This window comes from Bacillus sp. SN32, from assembly GCF_002837495.1.
Lineage (GTDB): Bacteria > Bacillota > Bacilli > Bacillales > Bacillaceae > Bacillus > Bacillus subtilis.
Window position 1 is genome coordinate 443,902 of sequence record NZ_PJCT01000002.1, and the last position, 15,930, is coordinate 459,831.

Below are 15,930 nucleotides of genomic sequence, written 5' to 3' on the forward strand. Positions count from 1 at the left end.
TTTACTATCATTTTTTTAAACACAGGCTCCGCAATAAAAAGACTAGAGAGAAAAACAAAATGAATGAAGAAAAGAGGGGTTTCAAATATGTATTCTGTTTTATTTCGCCAGGCAGAAGAGTCCAGCCAGCTGGCTGGAGCAAAAGGAATGAATTTGATTAAATTGACCAAACACGGTCTTCCTGTTCCGGACGGGTTTATTATTCAAACGAATGCGCTCGCACGTTTTATGGAGGACAACCAGCTTCAAGAGACTAGTGAAAACGTCGAAAGCGGGATCATTTCCGGAACATTTTCGGATGAGCTGAAAGATGAGCTGACTAGTTCCTTTTATAAGCTTAGAGAATCATATCGATCCGTAGCCGTGCGTTCTTCGTCTGCCTCGGAAGATTTAGAAGGCGCCTCATTCGCGGGTCAATATGAAACCTACTTAAATATCAAAACAGAGGAAGAATTTCTGGCTAAAGTGAAAGAATGCTGGGCCTCATTTTTTTCTGGGCGGGTCAGCAGCTATAAGAAAAAAATGAACAATCAAATCGCAGAGCCGTTAATGGGAATAGTCGTTCAGGGGCTGATCGATTCAGAAATGTCAGGTGTTATCTTCAGCCGCAATCCTGTTACCCATGATGATAGAGAGCTTTTAATAAGCGCCAGCTATGGGCTGGGTGAAGCTGTTGTTTCAGGAAGTGTTACCCCAGACACGTTCATTGTTAATAAATCTTCGTTTGAGATTCAGAAAGAAATAGGTGCAAAGGAAATCTACATGGAGTCTGCGGCAGAAGGAATTGCTGAAAAAGAAACGAGTGAAGACATGCGCAGCCGTTTTTGCCTTACAGATGAACAAGTGATTGAATTGGCTGAAATCACAAAAAAAACCGAAGACCTGTACGGATATCCTGTCGATATAGAATTTGGAATTGCTGATCATCAAATATACCTTCTGCAAGCTCGTCCGATTACAACCATTGATCAGGACAAAAAAGCGGCAGAAGAAAAACGCAGCTTCATGATTACCGACACTGATATGAATGATTTCTGGCTTAACATGGAGTCTAATATTGAAGGTCCGGTGAGTCCGTTATTTTCATCCTTCATCGTGCCGGCGTTGGAATATGGCTTGAAGAAGAGCATGCAAAAGTTTCCGATTGGTGTAGTTGTTGATGAAGTAAAACTTTATCGCGGACATATTTATTCCAAAAACCAAGGCGGACAGCAGCCTCCGTCTGAAGACTGCGGCAAAGAGCTTTTCCCGATTTTATCGGAGCATATGTATGACATCATTAATCACACATACCTCCCTTTTTACCGGACACTGGACCAGCTCGCACAAACTGAGCATACCGCAGAAAGCGCACTGGATGCTTTTCAAAAACTAAAGGCCTTTTATCTCACGGCTTATGAAGAGCACTTCAATATCGTTTTCCCGCAAATCCTTTTAACAAACAAACTGCAAGCGATGTATCAGGACATTCAAGGAGAGTCCGAAAACGCTCATTTTTACGAGATGCTGACAGGAAAAATGAACAAATCACTGGAAACGGACCGTTGCTTATGGCTATTTTCTGTGGAAGTTCAGGAGAACCCGAACCTTCTGGCCATTTTTGAAAACAACAAGCCTGAACAGCTCCAGAAGAAATTGGAACAAACAGATGAGGGAAGACACTTCCTGAAGAACGTCCATGAATTCTTGCAAGAATACGGATGGAGATCTGTTAAAAGTCATGATCTGATTGAACAAATCTGGGTGGAAAATCCGTATTTCGCTCTGGCCAATATTCAAAATTATGTCCGTAATGGCTATCATTTTGACAATGAATTTCAGAAAACGAAAGAAAAACGAGAGAAATTATACAATGAATTCTTGGAAAGCATAGAAGATCCCGGTTTGCGCACCGAATTTGATCGCTATTATCAATGGACACTGAACTCTGCAAATATAAAAGATGATCACCACTTTTATATTGACGCCATGCTGGATGCCAAGGCGAGAATCTTTCTGCTGAAGATAGGTGAATTGCTGGCGGAAAACGGTGTCATTCAAGATCGGGAGGACCTTTGGTTCTTATATGATGACGAAGTGGAACAAGCGCTTCTTCACCCTGTATCCCTGCAAGAAAAGGCTGAAAAACGCAGACAGATTTTTCATGAGTATGAGCTGGCCCAAGCCCCGGCCTACCTCGGCACCCCGACAAAAGAACAGCTCAAAGCAGCTGAAGAAATTGTCGGCGCTGTGATAGAGGATGAAAAAAACACAGAGAATCATATTTTTGGCATTGCGGCATCAAGCGGCATTGCGACAGGTCCGGTGAAAATCATTCGGGACGCCAATGAATTTTCTCAATTCGCGCCTGGGGACGTACTCGTTTGCAAGATGACCACACCGCTATGGACCAGCCTGTTTCAAGACGCCAAAGCGATAATTACAGACACAGGCGGCATTTTGTCTCATGCTGCGATTATTGCCCGTGAATACGGCATTCCAGCCGTTCTCGGCACACGCACGGCAACCGAAAGACTGCGAGACGGTGACATCATCACTGTTGACGGAAGCAGCGGCAAAATCACAGTTGTCAGCCGGTCCTGATGCGTCCCCCTCTTTCTTATACAAGCGGGGCGGGTGTATACTTGTCCTGCCAGTATATTCGTGAGGTGAAACGTATTGAGACCGACAAACAAGAGAATCCTTGACGCTGCCATGCAGCTGCTCGTCAAAAAAGGATATCGTGCAACAACTACAAAAGAAATTGCAGAAAAAGCAAATGTAAGTGAAGCGACGATTTTCAGGAACTTTAAAAACAAACAAGGACTAGTTGAGGCTTTGCTTTCTCAGCATTCTTCAAACAGAGGCAGCATTTTGGAACAAACAGAAGGGGATTTGTACAAAGACCTGCTTCATATCGGAACCTGTCTCTTGGAGGAGCTCGAACATAGAAAAGATATCATTAAAATCAGCTTTCGTGAACCGGCCATGTTTCAGGATGTCATTAACCACGTCACTGAATATCCCCAATCTATGAAACAGCTATTGGTTGATTATCTCAAAACGATGGGTGAGAAAGGGGTTATTCAGACAGGAAATGAAGCGGAGAATTCCGACGTGTTCATGTCGATTATCTTCGGTTATTTCATTCACCGTCTCCACTTAGGAGACCGGGTCATATCAATGCCCCAGGAAAAAATGCTGGAGCACAGCACAGCTCTATTTGTCAAAGGAATTTCTGCTGATTAACTCCTTGGCATAATAAAAAGGAGGATCCCAATGAGCTCAAGAAAAGAATGGGCGCTGATCGTCTCGCTATTATTGGGGGCCATTCTGGTTCCCATTAACTCAACGATGATCGCGGTCGCGCTCTCATCTATTTCCCATACGTATAACGAGTCCATCGCAAGCATCACTTGGGTGGTTACCGTTTATTTAATCGTGATGGCAGTCACACAGCCGATTGCAGGAAAGCTCGGTGACATGTACGGCAATAAAACAATGTACTTATGGGGAGTCGGCCTTTTTCTAATCGCATCTCTAGGCTGCGCCCTTTCACCGAGTCTGCTCCTGTTAATTGTCTTTCGGGCATTGCAGGCTGTCGGCGGGGCATTGCTTACGCCAAACAGCATTGCCATTATCCGGCATGTTGTTTCTGAAAAACGCCTACCGAAAGTGTTTGGATTTTTCGGACTGGGCGCGGGACTTGGTGCAGCACTCGGGCCTTTTATCGGCTCTATACTGATTGACAGCTTCAGCTGGCATTCGATTTTTTGGGTCAACATCCCGTTCCTCGCCATTGCTTTATTTACGGCATTAACGATGTTTCCTCAATATAAAGAAAATAAATCTGACGCGCCGCTGGATATCATCGGCTCTCTCTTGCTTGCAGGCAGCATCGTTTCAATTATCCTGCTGACGAAAAATGAGGCTCCATGGGGATATACTGTATACAGTGTATTGATACTTCTTTTTGTTCCGCTTTTTTTCAGAAGAGAAAAACGTACCCAGCACCCCATCATTGACTTTGCACTGTTTAAAAGCTCAACCTTTACAAATGCGAATCTATCAGTCTTGTTAAGCAATTTGATGATGTATGCCGTCTTATTGATTATGCCGTTATTTATGACGAACCAATTTGGGCTTAATACATCTAACAGCGGGATGGCGCTTTCTGTATTTTCGATCTTCATGTCAGCCAGCAACTGGGTGGGCGCGCAGCTCCATCACAAATGGGGAGCCAAAAAAATCATTTTTCTTTCATTTGCCATGATGGCTGGTGCGAATCTATTATTTCTGCTGTTAAGCAGCTCGCATTCTGTCTTGTTCCTCATGCTCTCTCTTATCCTTGGCGGGCTCGCTTCCGGAGTCGGTCTGACCAGCATGCAGGTGTCATCCCTTGCCACAGTAGACCCCGGTATGTCAGGAGTGGCATCTGGGATTTTCTCGACCTTCCGTTATTTCGGAAGCATCATTTCATCAGCCTTAATTGGCCTGATTTCGGGATATCACATCCTATTTATGATTCTCTTTGCTGTATCCATCATCGGCGTTTTTGTTTCATTGGGCATCAAATCTGATGAAACGGCACGGATAGAAAAAAACTCAGCGTAACACAAAACAGCCCGGCATCGCATCTTCCTGCGGTGCCGGGCTGCCTTTTATGATCCGGAAGCGGCTGCTTCGTCTTCACGGTCATCCTTTACGAAGAGGATGCCCAATTCATGATGTTCTCCTTCATAAGAAGCTCGCTGGTCAAAACGAATTTCTCCATTCAAACCGATAATTTCAAGCTTCACATATGCACGGTTATGCTGAAGCGCTTCATAGAAATCAGAAACGTTCTTGACCGGTATGCCATTGACTTTCGTTATGATTTCCCCGATTTTCAATTCCAGATCCTCAGCCGGCGTATTGGGGATAATCCCAAGCACCATTAAGCCCTGATCCCTTTTCGAGAAATAAAACGGAGCCGCATTATCATTCACTCTTTGCTTTATGGACAGAAAAATACGCCCTAACAAAGCAGTACAGACCGCTGCACCCGCAAGCGGCGTCCACAGTAAGCTCGCTGCACCGAGAACTGCGACAGCAAGACCGAGAATACAAACGCGTTTCGCTGTGATCCTTATACTCGTTTCAGGCAGCGATCCCTGTACCCTTTGTCCAAATCCGACAAAGTAAGGAATCCATAGAAAATGGAATGAGCCGCCGGGAACAGTAAACACGGGCCACCAGCTAAGGTGCGATTCTAAACCATTACCGGGCACGAGAAGGAACAGCGGCAAAAGCCAAACCCGGTTTGCCAGCTGCTGTCCGATCGGCAAACCGCGGCTGCTTACGACAAGTGCCGGTGATGTTCTCACATGCGCAGAACGATAAGCAACCGCTCCTTCAGTGATAATCAGCAAACCTAGAAACACAGCCACAGCCGGCCAAACAACTGCAAATCCTTGCGGAAATCTCTCTAGAAAGGGCTCCGCCTGATATATTTGCAGTCCAAAACCTATCAGCATACTCACACTGACGATATATGCAGCAGACATCCAGTTTGCGCGAAGAGTGAACGCTGCCGCTGCAGTGATAACGGCAATAATCGCAAGTAAACCGAGAGGAATCGATATTCCGAGTCCACCTAAAATAACTGACAAAAGAAGACCTGGAATCAGTCCCTTTGTATATGTAAATTTCAGATCATCATAAATATCTGCTATTCTTGTATGAAAGGTTTTTCGTTCCCGTTTGATTCTTACATAGCCGAAAGCCAGGGTTATGATGATAAAAAACCAGAAAAGCGGGTGTAAGAAGAACAAGCCCGCGCTTTTTAACAGTTCAATTCCCCATTGAACAGACACTATCTCTCACCGCCTCAAGCCAAACATGTTACTCATATTCTATCAAATATTAAATGGCTTGGATATCCTCAGGAGAGTTTATCTCTCTTGCGTCATCCACAGCGTGACATTCGATAGTGAAAAATCCTTTAAATAGTGGTTTACATCCACATCCAATAACCCGCTGATTAGATGCATCGACCTTTTTATATCTGTCAGATTAATTCCTAATCGCTTATGGTTTTTCATTAAGTAGTTAAAATAATGTTTGGCGCATTCCTCATTAATGTCATTTACTGATTCGACATTGGTGTAATTGACCAAATATCTGCTGAACAGCATAAGAAGACTTAGTGCTTTTGTAGCTGAAAATGTTACGTCTTGTGTTCTGTCTTTTAATTGTTCCACTAATTCATAATATTTTTTTTCACGCACAATACTTGCCCTCTTCAATTGTGAACCCCCATTTTCTTTATACAGATAAGCACGGGCCAGTATAAGCAGCAGTACTGGAGTGCTAACAAGCATTCTCGCTAACGTTACTCTTTAAATACCTGTCGTTCAGCTGCCATTAACCTGATTACTGTTCTTTTTAGAACCTTCTTATATTGTATGAAGTAAACAAAGACTAGGCAACTTGCAAAAGTTTCATTTTAAATGCATATTAACTCGTTAGAAAGTCTCTCTCATATATTGATATCGGGTAATAACAGTCCTTTATAAATGTTTATTTGTGAAAATTTTTTTAATTTCTTGTCAAAAACTCATTTTTTATGTGACTTATGATCCATAATCTCTTTAAGTACAAAGAAACAGGAGATGGAATACCATCTCCTTTAATTTACAAATAATGATTTCAATGCTGTTTGAAGCTGCAAATCATTTTTTTCATCTGATTTTTTCTTTTCTATCTGCTGATTTAATGTCTCTGCAGTGCGAGTGTCGATCACACCGGTTTTATTCAGCTTGTTTTGATCCTGAAAAGCCATAACCGCTTTTTTCATGTCTTTGCTGAAATAGCCATCCTCACGTCCCGGATCAAAGCTGAGACCTTTTAACAATACCTGCGCATGCTTGACGTCTTCATTGTTCATGTCCACTTTAAGCGGCTCTTTCAGCTGTAAGGGCCCGGCGGAAAAATAATCAGGCTGCTTAATCGCAATGGTCGGTTCAATTCCTTTCTTATGAATCCAGTTTCCATTTGGCGTCAGCCACTTGTAAAGCGTTAATTTGATGTTGCTGCCGTCCCCCATTGGCACAGCCTGTTGAACCGTTCCCTTTCCAAAAGACGTATCGCCTACAACATCATAATGGCCAGCTTCCTTTAATGCGCCGGCAAGAATTTCTGATGCAGAGGCACTTCCTTTATCCGTAATCACATTGACAGGGTACGCTTTTTTATGGGTCAATGTTGAAAAATAACGTTTTTTATCCCCATTGCGTTCAGCAATCTGAATATACGGCTGATCCTTTGTAACAAAATGCTTAAGAATTTCTTCCACACTTTGAAGATATCCGCCCGGGTTGCCGCGTACATCAATGACAAGTCCTTCTATTTCTTTTTTCTCAAGCTCCCTCAGCGCTTTTGCAAAATCCTCTGCGGTGTGCTCAGAAAAAGTAGAGATGGCAATATATCCGACAGAATGCCCCTGTATTTTTTTCTCTGATGCAAAAACCGTTTCGAGCGGAATCTCAGCTCTCTTGATCCGGAATGACAGCTGCTTCTTCGTTCCAGGCCGCTGAATCCTCATTGAAACGCTGGACCCTTTTTTTCCTCTTATTTTTAACACAGCGTGGTTTAAATCCTTGCCGGCCATCGATTCTCCATTGATGCTGATAATTTCATCATTAGGCTTCAACCCGGCTTTTTCCGCTGGCGATTTCTTGAATGGGGAAACAATAATAATTTTGCCGTTTTCCATGCCAACCTCAGCCCCGATGCCTTCAAATGAGGAATCAAGAGAATCAGAAAATTGCTTAGCTGTCTGCTTGTCCATGTAAACAGAATAAGGATCATTTAGCGTAGACAGCATTCCCTGGATGGCTCCCTCGAGCAGCTTTTCTCTATCTACTTTTTCTACGTACTCATTCGAAATTAACTCATACGCTTTTTCGATTTTGTCCATAGCTTTATCCCGTTCAGAGTCAGCTTGTGCCGTCGCGGGAACTGCTGCAGTCTGGGGCTTATCCATCTCAAGCAGGTTGATTCCCGCATATACACCGGCGCCTCCGAACAGCATGCTCCCTGCTGCTATCACAGCCATTATTTTTTGATTCATCCTTTACTCCTCCTGTATGCCAGACTGTCTTTACCAAAACCTAGAGATAGTATATGTAAAGGATGGAGATTTCATGTAATCATAGAAGAAAAAGAAGGCAAATGAAAAGCCGTCCCGACAGCGGGACGGCTTTTTCACTTTATACTCGCAGAAACTTACGGATGGAAGTCAGACTTCCCCATACTCCAATTACTGCGCCGATTGCAATCAGAACTAGCGAAACTTGGAATACAAATGGATTATAAGGAAGAAGAGAGACAAATGATCCTTGAACCTTTGGAACGACCCATCCGATGACGTATTGGTAAGTGCTCAGCACCAGTGCAATCGGAATCACAGAACCGAATACGCCTAGCAGCAATCCTTCAAGGAAAAACGGCCAGCGGATAAACCAGTTTGTCGCACCGACAAGCTTCATGATTTCAATTTCTTTTCTTCTTGCGAAAATTGTAATTTTAATGGTGTTGGAAATTAAGAACATCGCCGTAAATACCAGACCGATAATTAACGCGATTCCAATGTTGCGGGAAACGCCGACCACTTTAAACAAACGGCTGACCTCTTCTTTTCCATAAGTGACTTTATAAACATGATCCATTTTTTCGATCTTTTTCGCCACGTTCGGCGTATCATGCGGATCTGTCGTTTTGACGACAAACGCATCATTAAGCGGGTTTTCCTGATCCTTCATTGTCAGGGATTTTCCGCTGTCACCAAAACTGTCAACCAGCTGGTCAAGCTCTTTTTCTTTAGATGAAAAAGTGACACTCTGAATGCCCTTCAGTTCCTTAATATCGTTCTGAAGCTTGTCCTGTGCCTTCTGATCTGCAGTCAGATCAATCAACACTTTGATTTCAACTTGTTTTTCAGCATTCGTGGCCATGTTATTCAAATTCAGCATAATCACTAAAAACACGCCGACTAAAATCAGCGTAACGGTTACAGCACTAATGGATGCAAATGTCATCCATGTGTTTCTCCCGAGAGATTTAAAACTCTCACGCAAGTGGCGCCCGAGAATTTTAATCATATGAACCATACTCCCCTCTTGACTCATCACGCACAATGATACCATCTTCGATTGCAATGACACGTTTCTTCATGGTGTTTACGATTTCTTTATTATGTGTCGCCATCACGACTGTTGTCCCGCGGTTATTAACTTCCTCCAGCGTCTTCATGACTTCCCAGGACGTATCCGGATCAAGGTTTCCTGTCGGTTCATCAGCAATGACAACATCAGGGTTGTTCACAATTGATCTGGCAATAGATACACGCTGCTGCTCCCCGCCTGAAAGCTGGTCAGGAAATTGTCGCGCTTTATGCTTCAGCTGCACGAGATCAAGCACTTCAAGCACCCGTTTCTTAATAACAGACGGCTGTTCTCCAATCACTTCAAGGGCAAATGCTACATTTTCAAAAACAGTAAGTTTCGGAAGAAGCTTGAAATCCTGAAAGACAACGCCTATTTTGCGGCGCACGAAAGGAATCTCTTTTTCTTTAATTGTCGCGAGATCTTTATGATTGATTAAAATTTGTCCTTTTGTCGGTTTTTCTTCTCTGTAAATCATTTTAATAAAAGTAGATTTACCCGCTCCGCTCGGACCAACAACATACACAAACTCACCGGGATGAATGGTAACAGAAATCCCATTGAGCGCTTTTACGCCGTTCGGATAGGCTTTATATACTTCCTTCATCTCTATCATGAAATCACCTAATCTTTTATATCATTTTATCTATCACACGGTCATACTCTTCGAATGCATTCGACAATTTATGACCCATTCATTTGTAAAAAGATGAAAAATCTGAAAGTTCCCTTTTTCAATACACTTCATTATACGTCAAATTTAGACATAATACTATTACAGTTTCTTTTCATTCAATGTCAAGGCATAAAAACATCCTTGCCGGCACTCGGCAAGGATGTTTTTATCTTACTTTTTTTCTGACAGCCATTTGGCAATAACAGCGGCTTCGTTATCATCTACAAGCCCCTTTGGCATATTGCCGCGGCCGTTTTTAATAATGCTTTCAATTTTGTGTTCATCGTATTTGCCTCCGACCTCTTGGAGATTAGGCCCTGACACACCTTCTAAATCCTTGCCGTGGCAACCTACGCAGCTTTGCTGATATAATTCTTCCCCTTCAGATGCAGTGGCTTCCGTCTTGCTGCCAGTGTCTGTCTTCTCTTCTTTTGCATCGTTTGATCCGCAGGCAGCCAACAGAACAGAAAGCGCAAATCCAATCATTAGTATCGATAACTTTGATTTCATGTTGAGAAGCACAACTCCTTTACGATCTCTTCCATATTATAACCTCGTTTAAGCGCGTTTGAAACCCTCGCCCAGCACCTCGCTCGCGTCTGCTACAATTACAAAAGCTGACTCATCAATCTGTTTGACGATTTGTTTCAATTTGGTGAATTCAGTTTGCCCAACCACGCACATTAAAATCGGACGGTCATCGTCAGTATATCCGCCGACTGCAGAAATTTTTGTCACGCCTCTGTCAATCTTCTGTAAGACAGCCTCCTTGACAGCCTGCTCCTGCTTTGTAATGATGAGCGCCATTTTTGAACGATTAAAGCCGACTTGCACAACATCAATGGTTTTGCTGGACACATAGACGCCAAGCATGGCATATAAGCCTTGCTCAATATTAAATACGATCATAGCCGTAACAACAATCATTCCGTCAATGATGGCGAGACACTTCCCCAATGACAGACCGGAGTACTTATGAATGATCTGTGCAGCCAAGGCTGTTCCTCCCGTCGACCCTTTCCCTAAGTACACAATACCAATTCCGATACCTATCCCGACACCGCCAAAAATCGCCGCCAAGAGTTCATGATGAGTGGCGGGCTGAATATCCCTTGTCAGAAACACTACTAGCGGCAAAAACACAGAACCTGCAAGCGTCTTTAGTCCAAATTTCCCGCCGAGCAAAATGACGCCAGCAATAAATAAAGGGATATTAATAATCCACTGTACATACGCTGCTTCAAAACCATATGATTGTAAAATCGTACTGATCCCGCTGACACCGCCGGCGGCAATCTTGTTCGGAAGCAAAAATACATTAAAGGACACGGCCGTAATCGCTGCTCCTATCAATATGTATACATAATCCCGCAAAATCCACAATGTTTTATTCCGTACGTCCATCATATATCCTCCGTTTCTTCCAATGCTCTCCGATAGCATTTTAATCCTTCCCTGATTAGATGTAAATAACACCCAAATAAAGTGGTAATATGCTAAAGCAGCAGTGAAATCAAGGATATAAGGAATAAAAAAAACAAACCCGTATGCATCAGGTGTGTTTTTCAGCTTATGAAAGCTTAGATCGCAGGTAGGCATCAATAAACGTATCAATGTCACCATCCATTACAGCTTGAACGTTCCCCATTTCTGTATTGGTCCGATGGTCTTTTACCATGGAATACGGATGGAATACATAAGAACGGATTTGGCTGCCCCAGCCGATTTCTTTTTGTTCACCGCGAATTTCATCCAGCTCTGCCTGCTGCTCTTCAATTCTGCGCTGATACAGCTTGGCCTTCAGCATTTTCATGGCTCTTTCACGGTTTTTAATTTGTGAGCGCTCCGTTTGGCATGTCACAACTACGTTCGTCGGCAAGTGAGTAATCCGAACGGCTGAATCCGTCGTATTGACGTGCTGTCCGCCCGCGCCGCTTGCACGGTACGTGTCAACTTTAATATCCTCCGTACGAATATCAATATCAATTTCATCGTTAAATTCAGGCATGACTTCACATGAAACGAAAGATGTGTGGCGGCGGCCTGATGAATCAAATGGTGAGATCCGCACAAGACGATGAACACCTTTTTCTGCTTTGAGATACCCGTAAGCGTTGTGTCCTTTGATGAGCAATGTCACTGATTTGATTCCCGCCTCATCACCTGGAAGGTAATCGAGAGTTTCTACTTTAAAGCCGCGGCGCTCTCCCCATCTTGTATACATTCTAAGAAGCATAGAGCCCCAGTCCTGTGACTCTGTACCGCCAGCACCAGGGTGCAGTTCTAAAATCGCGTTATTTTTATCATACGGCTCGCTGAGAAGAAGCTGAAGCTCAAACTCATTGAACTCTTTTGTTAATGATTTTAGTTCTTTTTCAAGCTCAAGCTGTAGATCAGTGTCCGGCTCTTCTTTCAAAAGATCATGAGTCATTTGCAATTCTTCGTGGGATTCATTCAATTTTTTATACGAATTGACATAATCCTTTAAACCGTTTGCTTCATTTATAACCGTTTGAGCTTTTTGCTGATCATTCCAGAATTCCGGATCAGCCATTTGTTCATCTAGCTCAGCAATGCGGGCCTCCTTTGATTCGAGGTCAAAGAGACCCCCTAAAGTCCGCTAAACGAGAAGCCATATTTTCGAGCTCTGCTCTGATTTCTGATAATTCCATTTCATTCACCTCATTAAAAGATCCGCAGGCGCCTGCAGGCGCCGCGGTCAGTAAACTTGCCGGGGCGAACTATTCAGTACGGCCGCAGCAATTTTTATATTTTTTCCCGCTTCCGCAGTGGCATGGGGCATTTCGGCCGATATCAACCACTTTGCGAACCGGTGCTTTCTTTGCTTTTTTGTTATCGTCGCCTTCTTGCGGCTGATGAGCTGTTGTTTGGCCTTGTACAACCTCTTCACGCTCCAGATTGTTTTCAATCTCAGCTTTCATCACAAATTTTGCGACTTCGTCCTCAATTGATTCAATCATATGCTCAAACATCGCAAAACCTTCCATTTGATACTCACGAAGCGGGTTCGTCTGCGCGTAAGCACGAAGGTGAATCCCTTGGCGGAGCTGATCCATCGCATCAATATGATCCATCCATTTAGAATCAACGGCACGAAGAACGATAACTTTTTCGAATTCGCGCATTTGCTCTTTGCCGAATTGCTCTTCCTTCTCATTATATTTTGTGATGATGCGATCCATAATGAGCTCAAGCATTTCATCCGGTTCTTTGCCGAAGATATCGCTCTTCTCAAGCGCACCTTCATCAAGATAAGTTGTGTTGATAAGATCAACTAGACCGTCAAGCTTCCACTCCTCAGGAAGCTCTTCTCTTGGCGTATAGGCTGCAATTGCGCGTTCGAGAGAAGACTTGATCATATTTTCAACGATTTCACGCAGGTTTTCAGAGTCAATGACTTCAAAGCGCTGCTTATAAATGACCTCACGCTGCTGGCGGAGAACATCATCATATTGCAGAAGCTGTTTACGCGAATCGAAGTTATTGCCTTCGACGCGTTTTTGAGACGATTCAACCGCGCGAGATACCATTTTGCTTTGGATTGGAGTAGAGTCGTCCATGCCGAAGCGGTCCAGCATCGCCATTGTCCGCTCAGCTCCGAATCTGCGCATCAATTCATCTTCCATAGAAAGATAAAATTGAGTGATCCCCGGGTCTCCCTGACGTCCGGAACGACCTCGAAGCTGATTGTCAATCCGGCGTGATTCATGTCGTTCTGTTCCGACTACAGCGAGTCCGCCAAGCTCTTTTACACCTTCGCCAAGCTTAATGTCCGTTCCGCGCCCCGCCATGTTAGTCGCAATCGTAACTGCGCCTTTTTGGCCGGCCTCTTCAATGATCTGCGCTTCACGTTCATGGTTTTTGGCATTTAACACTTGATGCGGAATTCCTTTGTTTTTAAGCAGCTTAGAAATCAATTCAGATGTTTCAACGGCAACCGTACCGACTAGAACAGGCTGTCCCGTCATGTAACGCTGTGCGACATCCTCCGCAACTGCCTTAAACTTTCCTTCCATCGTACGGTAAATTAAATCCGGACGGTCATCACGGACAACAGGCCTGTTGGTAGGGATCGTGACAACCTGCATGTTGTAGATGTTGCGGAATTCTTCTTCCTCTGTCTTAGCTGTACCCGTCATACCGGCAAGTTTTTCGTACATTCGGAAGTAGTTTTGGAACGTAATCGTCGCCAAGGTCATGCTTTCGTTTTGAATCTCAAGCCCTTCCTTTGCTTCAATCGCTTGGTGAAGCCCCTCACTGTAGCGGCGGCCTTTCATCAGACGTCCCGTGAAGGAATCAACAATAACAACCTGTCCGTCTTCCACTACATAGTCAACGTCCTTTTGCATCGCAACGTGAGCTTTTAAGGCCTGGTTGATATGGTGGTTGAGCGCGACATGCTTCACATCAAAGAGGTTATCGATGCCGAACGCTTTTTCCGCCTTCGTCATTCCTTCTTCAGTAAGCTGTACAGCTTTTGTTTTGATGTCGTACGTGTAATCCTTCTCCGCTTTTAACGTACGGACAAAAGCATTTGCCTGTACGTACAGCTTAGTGGATTTTGCAGCTTGTCCAGAAATGATAAGCGGTGTTCTCGCTTCATCAATTAAAATAGAGTCAACTTCATCAATTACCGCAAAATGAAGCGGGCGCTGAACCATCTGCTCTTTATAAAGAACCATATTGTCACGCAAATAGTCGAAGCCAAGCTCATTGTTTGTGGAGTAAGTAATATCAGCGGCATAAGCTTCCCGTTTTTCGTCTTTTGACATTGAGTTTAAATTCAAGCCGACAGTCAAACCGAGAAACTCAAAAATTTTCCCCATTTGCTCAGCGTCACGGCTTGCCAAGTATTCGTTGACAGTCACGATGTGTACGCCTTTACCTGTTAACGCATTTAAATAAACAGGCAGAGTAGACGTTAATGTTTTCCCTTCCCCTGTTTTCATTTCCGCGATATTTCCGTCATGAAGCGCCACGCCCCCCATGAGCTGGACTTTAAACGGAAACATGCCTGTTACGCGGCGTGAAGCTTCTCGAACAACAGCGAAAGCTTCGACAAGAAGATCATCCGTTGTCGCCCCTTTTTCAAGGCGCTCTTTAAATTCAATTGTTTTATGTTTCAACGCGTCGTCAGAGAGATTTTCATAGTCTCCGCGAATCGCATCAATATCGTTAGCAATTTTTTCGTATCTATTCAGCGTACGTTTTGTTGGATCAAACATTTTATTTAAAATTCCAAGCATTTATAACGCTCCTCTATCATCACATGCCTATTTTAAAGGCATGTATAAATAATTTACTAGTCCATGTATACCTCTCATTATCATATCATACCTTTTGTTATTTCCAAAGAATTTGCAAATAAGAAAAACAAAAACCTTCCGCGGACATCACGGAAGGCTTCTCTTCATTATTCAGTCGGTTCAATTAAGCCATATTTCCCGTCATTTCTGCGGTACACGACATTTGTAAGGTTTGTTTCCGCATTTGTGAAAACAAAGAAATTATGGCCAAGCATATTCATTTGCAAGATCGCTTCTTCACTATCCATCGGCTTTAAATTAAAGCGTTTCTGACGGACAATGTCCAAGCTCTCCTCCTCTTCTATGTCATCCTGAACCGCAATATCTGTATCAGAGCCAAGGCCGTTTGCCAATAAATATTTTGGAGAGCCCTGCTCACGGAATTTACGGTTTACTTTCGTTTTATGCTTACGGATTTGACGTTCCAGTTTGTTTGTTGCGAGATCAATTGCGTTGTACATATCCTCGTTATGCACCTCGGACCGAAGCGCCAGATCTGTCATCGGAATCGTAACCTCAACCTTAGACTCCTTGTCATTGTAAAACTTCAAGTTGACGTTCACATCGGCATCCACACTATGGTCAAAATAGCGCTCCAGCTTGCCGATCTTCCTCTCGACATGATCCTTTAACGCGGGTGTCACTTCAATATTTTCTCCTCTGATGTTATAGTTCATCAAAGAACGCCTCCCTTTTATTAAGGATATGTATCTATTTCTCTTTTACCCTTTACAATTCCTGC

13 protein-coding genes are annotated in these 15,930 nt (G+C 43.5%); 3 read left to right on the forward strand and 10 right to left on the reverse strand.

Annotated features, from left to right (window positions below):
- Nucleotides 1-87: 87 nt before the first annotated feature.
- The 3 genes from CW370_RS10645 (at nucleotide 88) to CW370_RS10655 (ending at nucleotide 4,593) form a co-directional block, all read left to right on the forward strand.
- Nucleotides 88-2,583, forward strand: a complete 2,496-nt coding sequence (locus CW370_RS10645) for a PEP/pyruvate-binding domain-containing protein (RefSeq protein ID WP_029946092.1) — start codon at nucleotides 88-90, stop codon at nucleotides 2,581-2,583.
- 75 nt (nucleotides 2,584-2,658) lie between these two features.
- Nucleotides 2,659-3,228: a TetR/AcrR family transcriptional regulator gene (locus CW370_RS10650; protein ID WP_017695297.1), complete on the forward strand. Its 570-nt coding sequence runs from the start codon at nucleotides 2,659-2,661 to the stop codon at nucleotides 3,226-3,228.
- Nucleotides 3,229-3,258: 30 nt separating this feature from the next.
- On the forward strand, nucleotides 3,259-4,593 hold the full coding sequence (locus CW370_RS10655; RefSeq protein WP_024571532.1) for an MFS transporter: 1,335 nt from the start codon (nucleotides 3,259-3,261) through the stop codon (nucleotides 4,591-4,593).
- A 47-nt stretch (nucleotides 4,594-4,640) separates the two neighbouring features.
- On the opposite strand, the gene minJ is transcribed toward CW370_RS10655, so the two are convergent.
- The 10 genes from minJ to hpf all read right to left on the reverse strand — a co-directional run bounded on the left by minJ (nucleotide 4,641) and on the right by hpf (nucleotide 15,865).
- The gene (gene minJ, locus CW370_RS10660) at nucleotides 4,641-5,834 is read right to left on the reverse strand and encodes a cell division topological determinant MinJ (protein ID WP_003228042.1); all 1,194 of its coding nucleotides are present in this window, start codon (nucleotides 5,832-5,834) and stop codon (nucleotides 4,641-4,643) included.
- Between the two features lie 78 nt (nucleotides 5,835-5,912).
- Entirely contained in the window at nucleotides 5,913-6,266 is a 354-nt protein-coding gene (gene swrA / locus CW370_RS10665; RefSeq protein WP_015251121.1) for a swarming motility protein SwrAA, read from the reverse strand.
- 383 nt (nucleotides 6,267-6,649) lie between these two features.
- Nucleotides 6,650-8,092: a carboxy-terminal processing protease CtpB gene (ctpB, locus tag CW370_RS10670; RefSeq protein WP_024571531.1), complete on the reverse strand. Its 1,443-nt coding sequence runs from the start codon at nucleotides 8,090-8,092 to the stop codon at nucleotides 6,650-6,652.
- Nucleotides 8,093-8,231: 139 nt separating this feature from the next.
- Nucleotides 8,232-9,122, reverse strand: a complete 891-nt coding sequence (gene ftsX, locus CW370_RS10675; RefSeq protein ID WP_009968247.1) for a permease-like cell division protein FtsX — start codon at nucleotides 9,120-9,122, stop codon at nucleotides 8,232-8,234.
- The gene (gene ftsE, locus CW370_RS10680; protein ID WP_014481035.1) at nucleotides 9,115-9,801 is read right to left on the reverse strand and encodes a cell division ATP-binding protein FtsE; all 687 of its coding nucleotides are present in this window, start codon (nucleotides 9,799-9,801) and stop codon (nucleotides 9,115-9,117) included. The genes ftsX and ftsE overlap by 8 nt, the downstream gene beginning before the upstream one ends.
- Before the next feature lie 231 nt (nucleotides 9,802-10,032).
- Nucleotides 10,033-10,371, reverse strand: a complete 339-nt coding sequence (cccB, locus tag CW370_RS10685) for a cytochrome c551 (protein WP_003242725.1) — start codon at nucleotides 10,369-10,371, stop codon at nucleotides 10,033-10,035.
- Nucleotides 10,372-10,419: 48 nt separating this feature from the next.
- A complete protein-coding gene (locus CW370_RS10690; RefSeq protein WP_003242677.1) occupies nucleotides 10,420-11,265 on the reverse strand; it encodes a YitT family protein in 846 nt (281 codons plus the stop codon).
- Nucleotides 11,266-11,431: 166 nt separating this feature from the next.
- Nucleotides 11,432-12,533 (reverse strand): peptide chain release factor 2 gene (gene prfB / locus CW370_RS10695; RefSeq protein ID WP_010886623.1). Its coding sequence is split into 2 segments (ribosomal slippage): nucleotides 11,432-12,460 and nucleotides 12,462-12,533, totalling 1,101 coding nucleotides; the frame shifts between segments, so codons are not numbered across the junction.
- A 69-nt stretch (nucleotides 12,534-12,602) separates the two neighbouring features.
- Nucleotides 12,603-15,128, reverse strand: a complete 2,526-nt coding sequence (gene secA, locus CW370_RS10700; RefSeq protein WP_024571530.1) for a preprotein translocase subunit SecA — start codon at nucleotides 15,126-15,128, stop codon at nucleotides 12,603-12,605.
- A 167-nt stretch (nucleotides 15,129-15,295) separates the two neighbouring features.
- Complete coding sequence (gene hpf / locus CW370_RS10705; protein WP_003228031.1) at nucleotides 15,296-15,865, reverse strand: ribosome hibernation promotion factor; 570 nt, start codon at nucleotides 15,863-15,865, stop codon at nucleotides 15,296-15,298.
- Nucleotides 15,866-15,930 lie beyond the last annotated feature (65 nt).

Excerpts from the sequence above, each read along its gene's own strand:
- hpf (WP_003228031.1), bottom strand. The coding sequence starts at position 15,865 with ATGAACTATAACATCAGAGGAGAAAATATTGAAGTGACACCCGCGTTA.
- CW370_RS10655 (WP_024571532.1), top strand. The coding sequence starts at position 3,259 with ATGAGCTCAAGAAAAGAATGGGCGCTGATCGTCTCGCTATTATTGGGG.
- ftsX (WP_009968247.1), bottom strand. The coding sequence starts at position 9,122 with ATGATTAAAATTCTCGGGCGCCACTTGCGTGAGAGTTTTAAATCTCTC.
- ftsE (WP_014481035.1), bottom strand. The coding sequence starts at position 9,801 with ATGATAGAGATGAAGGAAGTATATAAAGCCTATCCGAACGGCGTAAAA.
- ctpB (WP_024571531.1), bottom strand. The coding sequence starts at position 8,092 with ATGAATCAAAAAATAATGGCTGTGATAGCAGCAGGGAGCATGCTGTTC.
- CW370_RS10645 (WP_029946092.1), top strand. The coding sequence starts at position 88 with ATGTATTCTGTTTTATTTCGCCAGGCAGAAGAGTCCAGCCAGCTGGCT.
- secA (WP_024571530.1), bottom strand. The coding sequence starts at position 15,128 with ATGCTTGGAATTTTAAATAAAATGTTTGATCCAACAAAACGTACGCTG.
- cccB (WP_003242725.1), bottom strand. The coding sequence starts at position 10,371 with ATGAAATCAAAGTTATCGATACTAATGATTGGATTTGCGCTTTCTGTT.
- CW370_RS10690 (WP_003242677.1), bottom strand. The coding sequence starts at position 11,265 with ATGGACGTACGGAATAAAACATTGTGGATTTTGCGGGATTATGTATAC.